Origin of the sequence: Apibacter mensalis, assembly GCF_001418685.1 — a bacterium.
Classification (GTDB): domain Bacteria; phylum Bacteroidota; class Bacteroidia; order Flavobacteriales; family Weeksellaceae; genus Apibacter; species Apibacter mensalis.
On sequence record NZ_LIVM01000012.1, the window covers coordinates 12,548 to 27,711 of the forward strand.

At 31.2% G+C, this 15,164-nt stretch carries 13 protein-coding genes; 2 read left to right on the forward strand and 11 right to left on the reverse strand.

What is annotated here, in order from left to right:
* Nucleotides 1–7: 7 nt before the first annotated feature.
* The 7 genes from argB to ASC36_RS08500 all read right to left on the reverse strand — a co-directional run bounded on the left by argB (nt 8) and on the right by ASC36_RS08500 (nt 6,916).
* Nucleotides 8–790: an acetylglutamate kinase gene (gene argB, locus ASC36_RS08470; RefSeq protein WP_055426068.1), complete on the reverse strand. Its 783-nt coding sequence runs from the start codon at nt 788–790 to the stop codon at nt 8–10.
* A gap of 65 nt (nt 791–855) precedes the next feature.
* On the reverse strand, nt 856–1,806 hold the full coding sequence (locus ASC36_RS08475) for an N-acetylornithine carbamoyltransferase (RefSeq protein ID WP_055426069.1): 951 nt from the start codon (nt 1,804–1,806) through the stop codon (nt 856–858).
* A gap of 19 nt (nt 1,807–1,825) precedes the next feature.
* Nucleotides 1,826–2,953 (reverse strand): aspartate aminotransferase family protein, encoded by a 1,128-nt coding sequence (locus ASC36_RS08480; RefSeq protein ID WP_055426070.1) that lies wholly within the window; start codon nt 2,951–2,953, stop codon nt 1,826–1,828.
* Between the two features lie 66 nt (nt 2,954–3,019).
* The gene (proC, locus tag ASC36_RS08485; RefSeq protein WP_055426071.1) at nt 3,020–3,814 is read right to left on the reverse strand and encodes a pyrroline-5-carboxylate reductase; all 795 of its coding nucleotides are present in this window, start codon (nt 3,812–3,814) and stop codon (nt 3,020–3,022) included.
* Between the two features lie 193 nt (nt 3,815–4,007).
* The gene (argC, locus tag ASC36_RS08490; RefSeq protein ID WP_055426072.1) at nt 4,008–4,988 is read right to left on the reverse strand and encodes an N-acetyl-gamma-glutamyl-phosphate reductase; all 981 of its coding nucleotides are present in this window, start codon (nt 4,986–4,988) and stop codon (nt 4,008–4,010) included.
* A gap of 64 nt (nt 4,989–5,052) precedes the next feature.
* Nucleotides 5,053–6,240 carry an argininosuccinate synthase gene (argG, locus tag ASC36_RS08495; RefSeq protein WP_055426073.1) on the reverse strand — a complete coding sequence of 396 codons (1,188 nt, stop codon included), beginning with the start codon at nt 6,238–6,240 and terminating at the stop codon, nt 5,053–5,055.
* 13 nt (nt 6,241–6,253) lie between these two features.
* The gene (locus tag ASC36_RS08500) at nt 6,254–6,916 is read right to left on the reverse strand and encodes a GNAT family N-acetyltransferase (RefSeq protein WP_055426074.1); all 663 of its coding nucleotides are present in this window, start codon (nt 6,914–6,916) and stop codon (nt 6,254–6,256) included.
* Between the two features lie 433 nt (nt 6,917–7,349).
* On the opposite strand from ASC36_RS08500, the gene ASC36_RS08505 reads away from it, so the two are divergent.
* Nucleotides 7,350–8,057, forward strand: a complete 708-nt coding sequence (locus ASC36_RS08505; protein WP_055426075.1) for a histidine phosphatase family protein — start codon at nt 7,350–7,352, stop codon at nt 8,055–8,057.
* A 239-nt stretch (nt 8,058–8,296) separates the two neighbouring features.
* Nucleotides 8,297–9,361 (forward strand): helix-hairpin-helix domain-containing protein, encoded by a 1,065-nt coding sequence (locus tag ASC36_RS08510; RefSeq protein ID WP_141656242.1) that lies wholly within the window; start codon nt 8,297–8,299, stop codon nt 9,359–9,361.
* Between the two features lie 51 nt (nt 9,362–9,412).
* Here the strand turns inward: ASC36_RS08510 and ribB are convergent, their stop codons facing one another.
* From ribB to ASC36_RS08530, 4 genes are read right to left on the reverse strand one after another with little or no spacing between them, the layout of a single operon-like run.
* On the reverse strand, nt 9,413–10,537 hold the full coding sequence (gene ribB, locus ASC36_RS08515) for a 3,4-dihydroxy-2-butanone-4-phosphate synthase (RefSeq protein ID WP_055426110.1): 1,125 nt from the start codon (nt 10,535–10,537) through the stop codon (nt 9,413–9,415).
* Nucleotides 10,538–10,539: 2 nt separating this feature from the next.
* The gene (locus ASC36_RS08520) at nt 10,540–12,003 is read right to left on the reverse strand and encodes an LptF/LptG family permease (RefSeq protein WP_073961256.1); all 1,464 of its coding nucleotides are present in this window, start codon (nt 12,001–12,003) and stop codon (nt 10,540–10,542) included.
* Between the two features lie 3 nt (nt 12,004–12,006).
* Nucleotides 12,007–12,630: a LolA family protein gene (locus ASC36_RS08525; protein ID WP_055426078.1), complete on the reverse strand. Its 624-nt coding sequence runs from the start codon at nt 12,628–12,630 to the stop codon at nt 12,007–12,009.
* A gap of 17 nt (nt 12,631–12,647) precedes the next feature.
* Entirely contained in the window at nt 12,648–15,122 is a 2,475-nt protein-coding gene (locus ASC36_RS08530; RefSeq protein ID WP_055426079.1) for an FtsK/SpoIIIE family DNA translocase, read from the reverse strand.
* Nucleotides 15,123–15,164 lie beyond the last annotated feature (42 nt).

A 15,164-nucleotide genomic window follows, 5' to 3' on the forward strand; every position in this document is an offset into this window, starting at 1 on the left:
AAGACTTTTATAGGGTGATAGAAGTATGAGGATGATTAGGATTGTTAATTATTTCAGGGTTAGATATAATAATATTTTTTACTCCCTGTTTAAGTGCTTCAAAACAATTGTCAAGTTTTGGGATCATACCCGAATGTATAATGTTTTTCTTTTTTAAACTTTGATAGGAGGTGTAATTTATCGTTTCGATAACACTGTTTTCATCTTCAACATTTTGCAAGACTCCTTTTTTTTCAAAACAATATATTAATGTGGTTTTATATAATGATGATAATCCTACAGCCAAAGATTGAGCAATGGAGTCCGCATTAGTATTAAGTAACTGTCCTTTTTGATCGTGTGTAATAGCACAAAATACAGGAATAGTATCGGTATCCAGTAAAAACTTTATCCATTTGGAATTTATTTCGGTTATATCGCCCACAAACCCATAATCATAGACACTATTTTCTCTTCTTTGAGAAACGATGGAGTTTCCATCGGCGCCGGTTAGTCCGATAGCAGAGGTATGTAAACCTTGAAGTTGAGCTACAATTTTTTTATTACATAGTCCGGCATAGGTCATTATTGCCACATCCAGCATTTCTTCGTTAGTGACCCTTCGTCCCTCAATCATCATTGATTCCACTCCCAATTTTCCGGCTAATCTTGTGGCAACTTTTCCCCCTCCGTGGACTAAAATTTTCTGGGTTTCTAATTTTGAGAAATCCCGTAAAAACCGAGTAAGAACTTCCGGGTTATCAATTACGTTTCCTCCAATTTTTATGATGGTTAATTTGTTATTTTCCATGTTCAACAGGTTACATTGGTTGCAATTTTCGTATTACCTTTTTTTAAAAAATTCAGATAATTGATTTATATGAGTCTTTCCAGAATTTTAGTGAGAATGGTTTGAGCAGAATACGTTCGATTATTTGCCTCAGGAATAACTATAGAGGCTTCACTGTCCAATATATCATCATTAACAATCATATTTCTTCGTACAGGTAAACAATGCATAAATCTGGCATGATTAGTCAATTCCATTTGTCTCTTACTAATAGTCCATTTAGGATCCTCACTTATTATTTTACCATAATTCGTATAATTACTCCAATTTTTAGCATATATAAAATCAGCATTTTTAAATGCTTTTTCCTGATTATATTCAATGGGTACGCCTTTAGTGATTTCAGGATTCAGCTCGTAACCTTCAGGATGGGTAATAATAAAATCTACCTCCATTTTTTTCATTATTTTCACAAATGAATTGGAAACAGATTGAGGAAGAGCTTTGGGATGAGGAGCCCAGCTCAATACTACTTTTGGACGTTCAGTTTTTTTGTATTCTTCAATTGTTAAAGCATCTGCCAAAGCCTGTAAAGGATGTTCAGTAGCTCCTTCTAAACTGATTACCGGAACCGTGGCGTATTTCACGAAAGAAGAAATGACTGTTTCTTCCTCATCTTTTTCCTTATCTCTTAGAGTTGGAAAGCATCGAATAGCTATAATATCACAATATTGTGATATTACCTTAGCAGCTTCCTTAATATGTTCGGAAGCAATGCCATCCATTACCGTTCCATCTTCAAATTCTAAAGTCCAACCTTCTGTGTTTAAATTCATAACCATACAATCCATTCCTAGATTACGAGCTGCTTTTTGTGTGCTTAATCGAGTCCTTAAGCTTGGATTGAAAAATAAAAGTCCTATAGTTTTGTCTTTTCCTAAATATTTGTTAGATAAAGGGTTTGCTTTTATTTTTTTAGCTAGGTTTAACAATTCGTTTAGGTTTAAAATATCATCAACAGAAGTATACTTTTTCATTATTTCTTATTTTATAAGGTTATTTAAGACAAAATTGTAAGCTGTCATAAAGCACATCTATTTCATTTTGGGAAATATTTAATGGCGGAAGTACACGTAGAAGATTCTTATTACTGGAATTACCGGTAAAAATCTTTTTTTCATAGATTAATTTTTTTCTGAGCTCTGCTACTTCGAAATCAAATTCTAATCCTAACATTAGTCCTTTTCCTTTAATTTTCTGTATTTGCGATAATGAGGAAAATTTTTTGACAAAGTACTCGTATTGTTTTTGAACATTCTCTAAAATATGTTCACTTACCAAAACTTCTAAAACCGCTAAAGATGCGGCACAAGCAAGATGATTACCTCCAAAAGTAGTTCCTAATAATCCATAGGAAGATGTAAATTCAGGAGAAATTAAAATCCCTCCAATAGGAAAGCCGTTTCCCATTCCTTTAGCTATAGATATAATATCTGCTTTGATACCATGATGTTGATGTGCAAAAAATTTTCCGGATCTCCCATATCCGCATTGAATTTCATCCAGAATTAAAACCACATGATATTCTCTGCAAACCTTTTCCAGTTCTCTGAAAAATTCTGTACTTCCTTCATCCAATCCACCTACTCCCTGTATGGTTTCAATAATAACGGAAGCAATGTCACCTTTAGCAATTTCTTTTTTTACATTTTCTATGTCGTTTAATTCACAAAATACTACCTCTTGCTGAGAGTTAATAGGAGCCGTAATTTTAGGGTTATCGGTTACGGCAACTGCTGCAGAAGTACGACCATGAAAACTGTTTTTAAAAGCTAAAACTTTTGATTTTCCGGTATGAAAAGAAGATAATTTTAATGCGTTTTCATTTGCCTCTGCTCCTGAATTGCAGAGGAATAATGAATAATCTGGATATTCCGAAATCTGGGGTAATAGATTACCTAGTTTTTCTTGTAGGGGATTGATAATAGAATTGGAATAAAATCCGATATTATTTATTTGTTCGGTTACATATTTGATGTAAATCGGATGTGAATGTCCGATGGAAATAACCCCATGCCCACCATAAAAGTCAAGGTAAGTATCCCCTTTAACATCCCATATGGTGCTGCCTAGTGCTTTTACGGGAGTTACGGTATAGAGCGGATATACATTAAATAAACTCATATATGGATCCTTTATAAATATTTTTACAATAATGTTTTATATAACTAATAAGCATCATTCAGCCGTTTATCTCTTAATAATTTGGTTAATTTTAGTATAGGATGCTAATAGGCCTTTAATAATTGCAGAATTTAATCCTTGATGATCCATTTCATTAATTCCGGCTATAGTGCATCCGCCGGGAGTAGTAACCTTATCAATTTCCTGTTCCGGATGACTGTTATTAGACTTAAGTAATCGAGCTGCTCCCATACAAGTTTGAATAATCATGGAGGCGGCTTCTTTGGGTTCCAACCCCATTTCAATGGCTCCTGACATATGAGCACGAATTATTCTCATCCAAAAGGCAATTCCACTTGAACAAATAATGGTTGCCGCTTGCATGTGCTCTTCGGGAACTTCAATAGCATGTCCTAGTTGATTGAAAATATCCAAAGCAATATTTATTCGATCTTTTCCTTTTTTATTGGAACAAAGGCAGGTCATGGATTGATTAACAGATATGGCCGTATTAGGCATGGCCATAATGATTGGAAAATCAGTACCTATAATTTCTTCTAACTTATCTATGTGAAATCCGGCTACCACGGATAATAGAGTATGGTGTTCAGTAAATAAATGCTTGCACTCTTGTAAAACATTTATTAATATATTGGGCTGGACCGCAAAAATTATAATCTCTGAATTTTTAATTGCTTCTTTATTGTTTGATGTAAGAAATATATTTTCTGAATTTTCTAGTTCAGTTACGGTAGTAATATTTCGTTTAGTGATATATAATGTTTCAACGAAATTGCTGTTAATAATTCCTTTTGCAATCGCCAGCCCTAAATTTCCGGCTCCAATAATGGCTACTTTCATATTATGTTTTATATTATGTTTTTGTATTAATTATAAATATTTATATATCAAAAAATTACTATGTCTTTTAAAGGTAGATGCCTTTACAATAAGCAAAGGTATTCTTTTATTAAACTTTGGAAACTGTTAATGTGTTTTAAGTTTCCTTTTTTATTATTTTAAAATAAACTTTTTATGCATTAATCTATTTCTATTAAAATGCAATCGGTTTTGTATGTAAACCTTCCGATTCATTAAATCCAAACAGAAGATTCATATTTTGTACGGCCTGACCGGAAGCACCTTTGGTTAAATTATCAATTACCGAAGTAATTAATAAAGAGTCTTTATGTTTTTGTATTTCTAAAAAGCATTTATTAGTGTTGACTACTTGCTTAACGGATAGAGGAGTATTGGAAAGAATAGTAAACGGATGATCTTGGTAATACTCTCTATATAGATTTATTGCTTCATCTTTAGAAAGATCAGTTTTTAAGTATACACCGGCAAGAATACCTCGAGTAAAATTACCACGCATTGGGAGAAAATAAAGCCGATGTTGATTATTTCCTAAATGATGAATAGTTTGTGAAATTTCTGCTTCATGCTGATGATTAAATTCTTTATAAAAGGAAACATTATTATTTCTCCAACTAAAATGAGTGGTTGATGAAAGTGATTGCCCTGCACCGGTTGAACCGGTTACTGCATTAATATGAATATCTTGAGCTAACAAGCTTTTTTTTGCTAGGGGAAGTAATGCTAATTGTATAGCAGTGGCAAAACAACCGGGATTAGCAATATTTTTGGCGTTTGTTATTTTTTCTTTCTGTAATTCCGGAAGACCATATATAAATGTTCTTTCTTGATAAATATGATGAGGTTTAATTCTAAAATCATTACTCAAATCAATGATTTTTGTGTTTTTAGAATACAAATTTTTTTCCAAAAAATTTCTGGATTTTCCATGTCCCAGACAGAGAAAAACAACATCTGAATCTTGATCAATACTATCAGAAAATAGTAAGTCGGATTCTCCTAGAAGGTCTTCATGGACTTTCGTGACTGGATTTCCGGCATTAGAAGTACTGTAAACGGAAGTGATTTTTATTTTGGGATGATTAATGAGAATCCGCAGTAATTCCCCGGCTGTATAGCCTGCCCCTCCAACAATACTTGCTTTTATTTTTTTCATTTGTATTATTAAAATTAATCTGTTATTTTATATAATAATTTTAAGACAAGCTAAAATTTGTAATTTATTCTAAATCATTAAAACTATGATGAATTTTTAATTGATTTCCGAATATTTTAATAAATCCTCGAGCATCTCTACTGTCCCAAGCTTCATTTTCTTCACCATAGGTAGCAACTTTTGATTGCATCATATCGTAGGGCGATTTTATACCGATCATACGGAAGTAATAAGGGTATAGTTGTATTTTAACCTTTCCGGTAACACGTTTTTGAGAGGAAGTAAGAAAGGCTTCTATGTCACGCATCACGGGGTCTAAATACTGAGCTTCATGCAGTAAGGTTCCATACCAATTTGCCAACGAATCTTTATGTAAAAGTTGCCAACGAGAAAGGGTATGTTTTTCTAACAGATGATGAGCTTTAATAATTATCATAGGGGCAGGGGCTTCGAATCCTACACGTCCTTTAATTCCGAGGATAGTATCTCCCACATGGATATCTCTTCCGATAGCATATTTTCCTCCCATATCATTAAGCTTTTTAATCAATGCGACCGGGCTCATTTTTTCTCCGTTTAACCCGGTAGGTTCCCCTTTAGAAAATTCAAGTTCTATAATAGAGGGAGTAGTTTCAGAAAGCGGAGTGGGAAAAGACTCTTCCGGTAAATCCTGGTCAGAGGAAAGTGTTTCAACCCCACCTATTGAAGTCCCCCATATGCCTTTATTGATGGAATATTTTGCTTTTTCCCAATTCATATTTATTCCATTTTTTTGTAAATATTCTAGTTCTTCTTGGCGAGAGATGTTTTCGTCACGAATCGGCGTAATTATTTTTGACTTTGGGGTAATTACTTCAAAGGCTACATCAAAACGAATTTGGTCATTACCTGCTCCGGTACTTCCATGAATGATATATTTCGCATTTATTTTTTTTGCGTATTCCGCAATAGCAAGTGACTGAAATATTCTTTCAGCACTTACAGACAATGGATAGGTATTGTTTTTTAAAATATTTCCATATATAAGATAGCGTAAACAACTTTTATAAAATTTTTCAGTAATATCAATGGTCACATGATGGTTGGAACCAAGTTCATACGCTCGTTTTTCAATTTGTTTTAATTCTTTATCATAAAATCCCCCACTATTTATTATAACTGTATGTATTTCCATATCAGTTTCTTTGGCTAGCCTAACCAAAGAATAAGAGGTGTCAAGACCACCACTATATGCTAAAACTGCTTTATTCATAACAAAGATATTTTTAAATGGTTTTAATTTGGGAATTATCACTATCGTTTTTAGATTTTAAGTGTAATATTTCTTTGATTTTATTAAGATGAGTAATAACTTTTTTATCGAAACTGTTTGTGTCGGATCTATTTAGACTATTTTTTTTATTTTTAGGATCAAATAACATCCCGGTACACAGACACATTTTATTTTGTTTACTTTGTAAAATATTAAAATTAGTACAAGTTTTACAACCATTCCAAAAGTCCTGATCCTCGGTTAGTTCAGAAAATGGTACCGGTTTATATCCTAATTCCGAATTAATTTTCATAACGGCTAAACCGGTAGTTATACCGAAAATTTTAGCTTCCGGAAATTTCTTACGGGTGTAATTAAAAATAAAATGTTTAATTTTTTTTGCTAAGCCGATCCCTCTATAGTCGGGGTGAACAATTAATCCTGAATGGACAACAAATTCTCCATTCTGCCATTTTTCTATATAACAGAATCCAGCGAATTTTGAATTGTCGAGAGCTAAAATAGCTTGTCGTTGATCCATTTTGTTTTGGATATATTCAGGAGTTCTTTTTGCAATACCGGTACCTCTTACAATTGCCGATTGATAAATAGTTTCACATATTTCTTCAGCGTATTGATAATGGTCTTCTGTAGCAACTACAATATTGATATTCATTTTATTATAAATAACTTAATTAAATGGGTAAATAGAAAAAACAGTATTAGATAAGATTACTGTATAAATGCGGAACTGTCGGCTTTGGAAAAATTAAAAATCAAAGCCTAACCTGCCTACAGAAATAAATAGGGTAAGATAAAAGAATAATTTTATTAACCTGCAATGAAAAATTGCGTAATAACATAACAAAGATTTTTTTACCTCTTAAAATCTAAATTAACATAACAAAAATAATAATTATTTTTTTATACGAATAAAATTTTAATAAAATTATACGGTTAAAATTAATTTTTTTTAAAATATATTTTATTATTAAATGATAAGTTCAATTAAAATAAAAGTTTGAAATAGTATTTAACTAAAATGATTAGTTCTTAGTTTCTACAAACAAAAATCTCTAATTTTGTATTTATAATGCTAATATATTTATATGGGATCTAAAATTACATTTTACATAGTTCGTCATGGTAAGACGATTTTAAATACAATGGATAAAGTTCAAGGTTGGAGTGATACTCCATTGACTAAAGAAGGAGTGGAAGTGGTTGAAAATTTGGGCAAGGGATTGAAAGATATTACATTTTCTTCTGCTTTTTGCAGCGATTTAAGGAGAACCAGAGAAACCCTCCATATTATTTTAAAGAATTCAGATCAAAAAGGACTTTCTGTAATAGAAAAACCTGAATTGAGAGAGATTTGTTTTGGATCATATGAAACCGCCTTAGCTACTGAAATGTTTAAAGATGTTGCCCTATATCTTCATTACACCAATGCCCAAGATTTGTTTAATGATATTTTTGACAAAAATAAAGAAATAACATACAAGGAAGCTGTCAATACCCTAAGTATAATAGATCCTATGAAAATGGCAGAAGATTTCAATACAGTTGAAAAAAGAATGCATAAAGCTTTATCTGATATCGTCGAGATTGAAAGTAAGTATAATGAAAATAGAAACGTATTGATCGTATCTCATGGATTAAGTATAAATGTAATGCTTCATAATTTGGGGGGTGAAAAATTATTTATCAAGGACTTGGAAAATGCGTCTGTTTGTAAACTTATATTTGAAGATGAAAAATATATGATTGAAGCCATTAATGATATGAGCTATGTGGAAAAAGGAAAAAACAGCTAAATTCTTTTAGAGTGTCTAATTCTTATTTTATACTTTAATGCACGTTTGTTTGGCCTACGTATTACGAAATATGTTAAAATAATTAACAGAATTCATATATCTTATATCTTTATTTTACGAACATAAATGATGTAATATGTAATTTTTTAATATAAAAATATAATTATTTTTCGTTACTATATTGAATCGTAACGTTATATAAATAAGTCTTTTATAAATATATTTTTATATTAAATTTTATGAATGTACGCCTTAAAATGATAAAAGAGCAACGAATAGGAGTTCTTGTATTGCTCATAATTATTTTTGTAGTAGAATTAATTATTCATAGAGAATTATTATTTTCATCTATCTTGGAAAGTAATGATCATGTACCTTTTCAATTCGTTGAAGAAATTGATTACAACGTTTCTAAGAAAAAGGATAATAAATATAAGATAATAGAAGCCTTTAATCCGACAGATTATACTTTAGTGGATTGGCAGAATTTAGGGTTTTCCAAAAAGCAAGCATATACAATTATCAATTATAAAGCTAAGATCGGAGGTAAATTTACTTACAAGGAACAGCTTAAATCATGCTATGGCATTTCTGATGAGATGTATGCAAAGATTTTCCCTTATTTATTATTACCGGAAAAAAAATCTGATGTTGAAAAAATATTTGCTGTCAAGGATAAAAAATATCAGTTGAATCCATTTGATCCCAATATTTTAGAAGCAAAAGATTGGGTGAAAATCGGATTTTCAGAAAAACAGGCTGAAAGTATTATTAAATATAGGAATGCAATAGGAGGTAAATTCAAATCTAAAGAAGATATTAAAAAGTGTTACGTTATATCTTCTATTAAATATCATGAATTGGAACCGCTTATCAAGCTACCATTTCATAAGGTGGAAAATAGATCAAATGTAAAAGTTATATGGGGGGCAAATGTAAAGAAGGATATAAATACAGCGTATTTCAATGATATAAATACTGTAATTGACAATGAAATAATTACTAAAAGAATACTAGGTTTTAGGAAAGGACTTGGTGGTTTCGTATCGATGGAACAGATTAAAGATGTTTATGATATAACTTCTGACATAGTCTCAAGAATTTTTGAGTCATTTGTTTTAGATTCAACTAAAATACGAAAAATAGATTTACAAAAGTCTTTAGAAGAAGATTTATATAATCATATTTATTTAAGAAAGTATAAAAATAAAATTATTGAAGCAAGAAATAAGGGAAAAGATCCTTTACGTGTCATTTCTGAATCGGATCCTAAGTATCATTTTATAATTCAATATTTGAATTAAATAAAGAAGCTACCGTACAGCTTCTTTATTTGTAATTGACAAGATTGAAGATTAAATTTTAATTTCATTTATAATCTTAATTCCATATCCACTACTAAGCGGTAAATTTTTATTTGGATTGGTTGTTAAAACATTAATATTTTTAATTCCTAAGTCTTTTATAATTTGTGCACCTATTCCTAAGTCTCTTTCATCGAATTGTATTCCAAAATCAGCTATTTCTCCCGATATGTATTTTTTTAGTTTGCTAAGATGATTTTCGATTACATCTGTATGGGAAGGATTGTTTATAAATATAATTACCCCTTTACCTTCTTCATTAATAAAATTAAAAGCTCTATTTATAATCGTTACTTCACCTTGAGCAAGAGTTTTGAAAAGATCCAAGTATACATTATTTGCACAAACTTTTACAGGAATAGTATCTTTTTCATTAATTTCTCCTTTAACTAAAGCAAAATGAATTTGATCATTAGTCTTATCTTTAAAAGTTACAAATCGTAAATCTCCGTAATGGGTTTTAATTTTTTCATCGTCGATTTTTTCAATTAAAGAGTCATTTTTAAGTCGATAAGAAATTAAGTCTTTAATGGTTATAATTTTTAAATCAAACTTTTTAGCAACATCTACTAATTGAGGTAAACGTGCCATCGTTCCATCTTCATTCATAATTTCAACTAATACACCGGTAGAAGGAAGACCTGCTAATTGTAATAGGTCGACAGCAGCCTCAGTATGTCCGTCTCTTTTCAAAACACCTCCTTTTTTCGCAACCAAAGGAAAAATATGACCCGGACGCGCGAAATCACCGGGTTTTATGTTTTCATCTGCTAGTGCTTTTATAGTTTTGGATCGATCAGAAGCTGAAATACCCGTAGTAACTCCATGTCCGAGTAAATCTACAGAAACAGTAAAGGCAGTTTGCTTGGGATCTGTATTTTTTCCTACCATATATTCCAAATCTAATTCTTCAGCTCTTTTCTGTGTTAACGGAGTACAAATTAATCCCCTTCCGTATTTAGCCATAAAATTTATAGTTTCAGGCGTCATAGTTGAAGCTGCAGCAACAAAATCGCCCTCGTTTTCGCGATCTTCATCATCCACCACTATAATTACCTTTCCTTTTCTTAATTCTTCAAGAGCTTCTGATATGGTGTTCATTTTTAAGTCTGTAATAATCATTGGTATCTACTGTGTTCTAAATTTTTTGGTTTTATAAATTTACTAATAAATCTTTTAAAAGGTTTTAAATAATTATCCACATCAAATAATTCAGAATCTCTCATGGATTTAATCGTTAGAAAAATTCCTACAGGTAAAAATATAGCATTAGGAATCCAGGAGGCCCAATATGCATTTATTACCTGGTTTTTTGCCAAATTTTCCATATAAAGCCCTAAAATATAAAAAATGATAAATATTATTATCGCTACCACCACAGGCAAACCTACTCCCCCTTTTCTAATGATAGATCCTAATGGAGCTCCAATAAGAAAAAATACAACGGAGGTAATAGCATATGAAATGATATTTTTTTGCTGCCATAAAATCATTTTAGCAATAAATTTTTCTACTGCTTTCATTTCGGTATTTTTGGAACCTAAATCATTCTTAGATACATTAACCTGATTTATAGCGGCTTTAACTAAATTATATTTAGCATTATCATCTAAATTAGACCATTCAAAAGGATAAACTTCATTATACTGGCTATAATCTAGGGAATCTAATTGATTAGTTTCCCCTAACAATATATTTAAGCTATTAGTTCCAAGTTCTTTAAAATATATAGTGTTGGAAGTTTTTATAGAGTCTATGTAAGTACTTAATTCGGATACGGATTTATATCGAAAATTATCTCCTTCGGATTGTTTATCTAATGATTTTTTAATTAAATCTGAAATATCATAGTATTGAGTTAATGTGTCAAACTTAATGGAATTACCCGGTTGTTTTTTTAATTCATTTAAATTTTTACCTTTAATATTATCTTGATATATATATCCGTTGTATAGTTCAATCTTTAAGTAATGATTATCTTTAGAAATTATATTTCCTTTATCTGCTATAATGGTCTGTTGATCTTCAAATGAGGAGGCATTTTTATGAATAAATACTTGGTCCCATTCACTACCGTTTTCACCGCTTTTTTTGCCTATTTTAATACTTAAAGGATTCATTTCTTTAATAAACCTTCCTTCTTCAAAATTCAAGGCCGGCCTTGTTTGTGCAATGTTAATAAGCATATTACGTGCTCTTCGTTGATTTTCGGGAAGTGTGGTGTTACAAAAATAAAATAACCAAACAGCTAATAAGACTACAAGGCTAAAAAGGGGATACATAATTCTGGCTAGTGAAATTCCGGCTGATTTCATTGCTGCTAATTCATATCGTTCTCCAAAACCACCAAATGTCATAATGGATGACAATAATATGGTTAATGGTAAAACCAGACGAATAACATCCAGGCCCAGATAATATAATAATTTAGATATATCCCACAAGTTCAGTCCTTTACCTAAAAACTTATCCATTTGGTTAAAGGCAAACTGAACCACAAAGATAAACATTAAAACGCTAAATATGAATAAAAAAGGACCAAAAAAAGTACGGATAATATACCAATCTAGCTTTTTAATCATCTTTTATAACTCTGTTAGTGTATAATCTTTATAGTTATTTTTATCAAATGTAAGTAAAGATTTATTAACAATTAAATTTTCTTTAAAATCTATAATCATTAAAATTAATGAACTTCCGTCATTATAATTTTCAGATACTCGTACGATCTTATTATTAGAAAGAGCAAGCAGAATTGATTTTGATTTTTTGGTATCCGTGGGAACCAATTTAATAATGGAACATTTAACATTATTAATGGTTGAATTTCCTTCAAAAGTTATATTAAACCCACTTTTGTAAAGACTTAAGATATTGGTAGGAGATAAGCTATCACCGTCTTCTTTGTCAGAAGAAGTAATCTCTTTGTCTTCCTTAGATATAGTGTAAATTTTATTTCCGTCGTAGATTTGAGTAATGCTAGGGAGAATCAGATGGTACTTTTCTTTAGCGGCATAAACTTGACCAATTTCTGTAACGCTTTTTTGCCCGGGTACAGAATATAAATAATTAAATTTTATATAAAATGTCGAATTTTTGCTGAGTTTCGCACTGGCTGTATCTAAAAGTCTTTTTGCTTCCGGATCGATTTTTTGAGCCCATAACAAAAATGAAGAACAAATAAATAATAATGCAACTATTTTTTTCATATTATCAGGTAATGTTTTTAGGGGGTTAAATTTTCCAATAATTGTTCCAAACTAACCAGGTCGGTAACCAACACTTTACGGGCTTTACTTCCTTCAAAAGCACCCACTATACCGAACGCTTCGAGTTGATCCATGATTCTACCGGCTCTATTGTAACCCAATGATAATTTACGTTGAATCAGAGAAGTTGATCCTTGTTGAGCAGTTACAATTACTCGAGCGGCATCATTAAAAAGCTCATCTCTTTTCGCTTCAGCAGCATTGTTTTGAGCGGCTGTAGAATTTTCTTCATAAAATTCAGGTAATAGATAAGCATCCGGATATCCTTGTTGGGAACCGATGTATTCCGTAATTTTATCTACTTCCGGAGTGTCAACAAAAGCACATTGCATGCGTATCAGCTCATTACCGGTTGTAAACAACATATCTCCTTTTCCAATTAATTGGTCTGCTCCGTTACCGTCTAAAATAGTTCTGGAATCTATTTTTGAAGTTACGCGAAACGCAACGCGAGCCGGGAAATTAGCTTTTATCATTCCGGTAATAACATTTACAGACGGTCTTTGCGTTGCTATAATAAGGTGAATCCCGATAGCTCGGGCCAGCTGAGCCAATCTGGCAATAGGAAGCTCCACCTCTTTTCCTGCGGTCATAATTAAATCTGCAAATTCATCTATAACCAAAACAATATAAGGTAAGAATCGATGTCCTTTCTCAGGATTTAATTTTCGTTCTTTAAATTTTTGATTATATTCTTTGATGGTTCTTACATAGGCTGATTGTAGGAGTTTGTAACGGTTATCCATCTCAACACAAAGTGAATTCAGGGTATTAATCACTTTAGTAGTATCGGTAATAATGGCTTCGTCCGTATCCGGTAATTTTGCAAGAAAATGACGTTCAATCTTATTATATAAGGTAAGTTCAACCTTTTTAGGGTCGACAAATACAAATTTTAATTCACTGGGATGTTTTTTATACAGCAAGGAAGTTATAATGGCATTTAATCCTACCGATTTACCTTGTCCTGTAGCTCCGGCCATTAACATGTGAGGCATTTTAGCTAAATCTGTAACGAAAGTTTCATTAGAGATGGTTTTCCCAAAAACAATGGGCAGTTCCATGTCGATTTTCTGAAATTTCTGTGAGGCAATAACCGATCGCATAGAAACCATAGTTGAAGTGCTATTGGGAACTTCAATACCGATGGTTCCTTTTCCGGGAATGGGGGCTATAATACGAATTCCTAAAGCCGCAAGACTAAGCGCTATATCATCTTCCAAATTTTTAATTTTGGAGATACGGATTCCTGCTTCAGGAATAATCTCATATAAAGTTACTGTGGGTCCGACCGTGGCTTTTATACTTGAAATTCCAATACCATAATTTGCCAGAGTAGTTACAATTTTATTTTTATTTTCTTCTAATTCTTCACTATTTACGGTTATGTTATTATTTGTATTGTAATTGGTTAATAGATCAAGTATTGGGTATTTATATTTGGGTAAATCTAATTTGGGATCGTAAGGTCCGAATTGGTTATATATGTTTTTATTAACCTGATTTTCAGGCAGAATTTCCTCTTTTTTGATTTCCTCGATAGTAAGTGAAATGTCATCTTCAACAGTCTCTTCTGTGGTGGGAATATCTATTTCTAATTCAGTTGTATGACTAACTCCATTAGGATCAAAAGATTCTTCCACTTGTAAATTTATGTCAGATAAATTTATGGGATTGTTCTCTTTATCTGGTAGCGTTTCGGATTGTTGAATCTCAGAATATTGTTCCTCTAGAATTTCTTTTTTTGAGGAAGTTTTTGGTACTATTGTCTCAGATTGAACTGTTTTAGGATCTTTAATTTTCTCATATATTTGATCTTCTTCAAAAGGTTCTTTTATAGCTTCGTCATCATTTTTAAATGGTTTCGAATGTGTGGTTGAATGTAATTTAGATTTTACATTTTCGATACTTAAATTAAATTCAAGAATAAAATATATTGAAATTGTTAATAACAATATAATCCCTGTACCTACACTGCCAAGTAAAGATTTTAAGTAATCATATACCTCATACCCTATTAAACCAGAAAGAAGCCATTTGGATCCAAAAATCAGAGCTAGAAATATAGGGGTCCAAATAATAAAGAATATTCCATGGGAGAGGAGCTTCCATATTTTAATAATTTCTTTATCAAATAATATTTTATAAGATAAAATAAACAAAAAAAACGGAATAAAAAATGCCATAGCTCCTACACCGTCAAAGATAAATACCTCCCCTAAATATGCTCCGGTTTTACCTATTATATTTTGTGCCGTAACATTTTTATTAAAATAGTAAGTTAATTGACTTTGATCTTCTTTCCAATTGAAATAAAATGATGTAAATGAAATAAATAAGAGGATGGAAAAGCTAAATAAAATTAAACCAAGGATTGTTTTTAATAGAGGCTTTTTTTTATTATCTTGATTATCTTGTGCATTGTTCGCCATATTTATCTATAAATATATTTAAAATTACAAAATTTATAGTTT

Excerpts from the sequence above, each read along its gene's own strand:
- ASC36_RS08525 (WP_055426078.1), bottom strand. The coding sequence starts at position 12,630 with ATGAAAAAAATAGTTGCATTATTATTTATTTGTTCTTCATTTTTGTTA.
- ASC36_RS08480 (WP_055426070.1), bottom strand. The coding sequence starts at position 2,953 with ATGAGTTTATTTAATGTATATCCGCTCTATACCGTAACTCCCGTAAAA.
- ASC36_RS08520 (WP_073961256.1), bottom strand. The coding sequence starts at position 12,003 with ATGATTAAAAAGCTAGATTGGTATATTATCCGTACTTTTTTTGGTCCT.
- ASC36_RS08530 (WP_055426079.1), bottom strand. The coding sequence starts at position 15,122 with ATGGCGAACAATGCACAAGATAATCAAGATAATAAAAAAAAGCCTCTA.
- argC (WP_055426072.1), bottom strand. The coding sequence starts at position 4,988 with ATGAAAAAAATAAAAGCAAGTATTGTTGGAGGGGCAGGCTATACAGCC.
- argB (WP_055426068.1), bottom strand. The coding sequence starts at position 790 with ATGGAAAATAACAAATTAACCATCATAAAAATTGGAGGAAACGTAATT.
- argG (WP_055426073.1), bottom strand. The coding sequence starts at position 6,240 with ATGAATAAAGCAGTTTTAGCATATAGTGGTGGTCTTGACACCTCTTAT.
- ASC36_RS08505 (WP_055426075.1), top strand. The coding sequence starts at position 7,350 with ATGGGATCTAAAATTACATTTTACATAGTTCGTCATGGTAAGACGATT.
- ASC36_RS08510 (WP_141656242.1), top strand. The coding sequence starts at position 8,297 with ATGAATGTACGCCTTAAAATGATAAAAGAGCAACGAATAGGAGTTCTT.
- proC (WP_055426071.1), bottom strand. The coding sequence starts at position 3,814 with ATGAAAGTAGCCATTATTGGAGCCGGAAATTTAGGGCTGGCGATTGCA.
- ASC36_RS08500 (WP_055426074.1), bottom strand. The coding sequence starts at position 6,916 with ATGAATATCAATATTGTAGTTGCTACAGAAGACCATTATCAATACGCT.
- ASC36_RS08475 (WP_055426069.1), bottom strand. The coding sequence starts at position 1,806 with ATGAAAAAGTATACTTCTGTTGATGATATTTTAAACCTAAACGAATTG.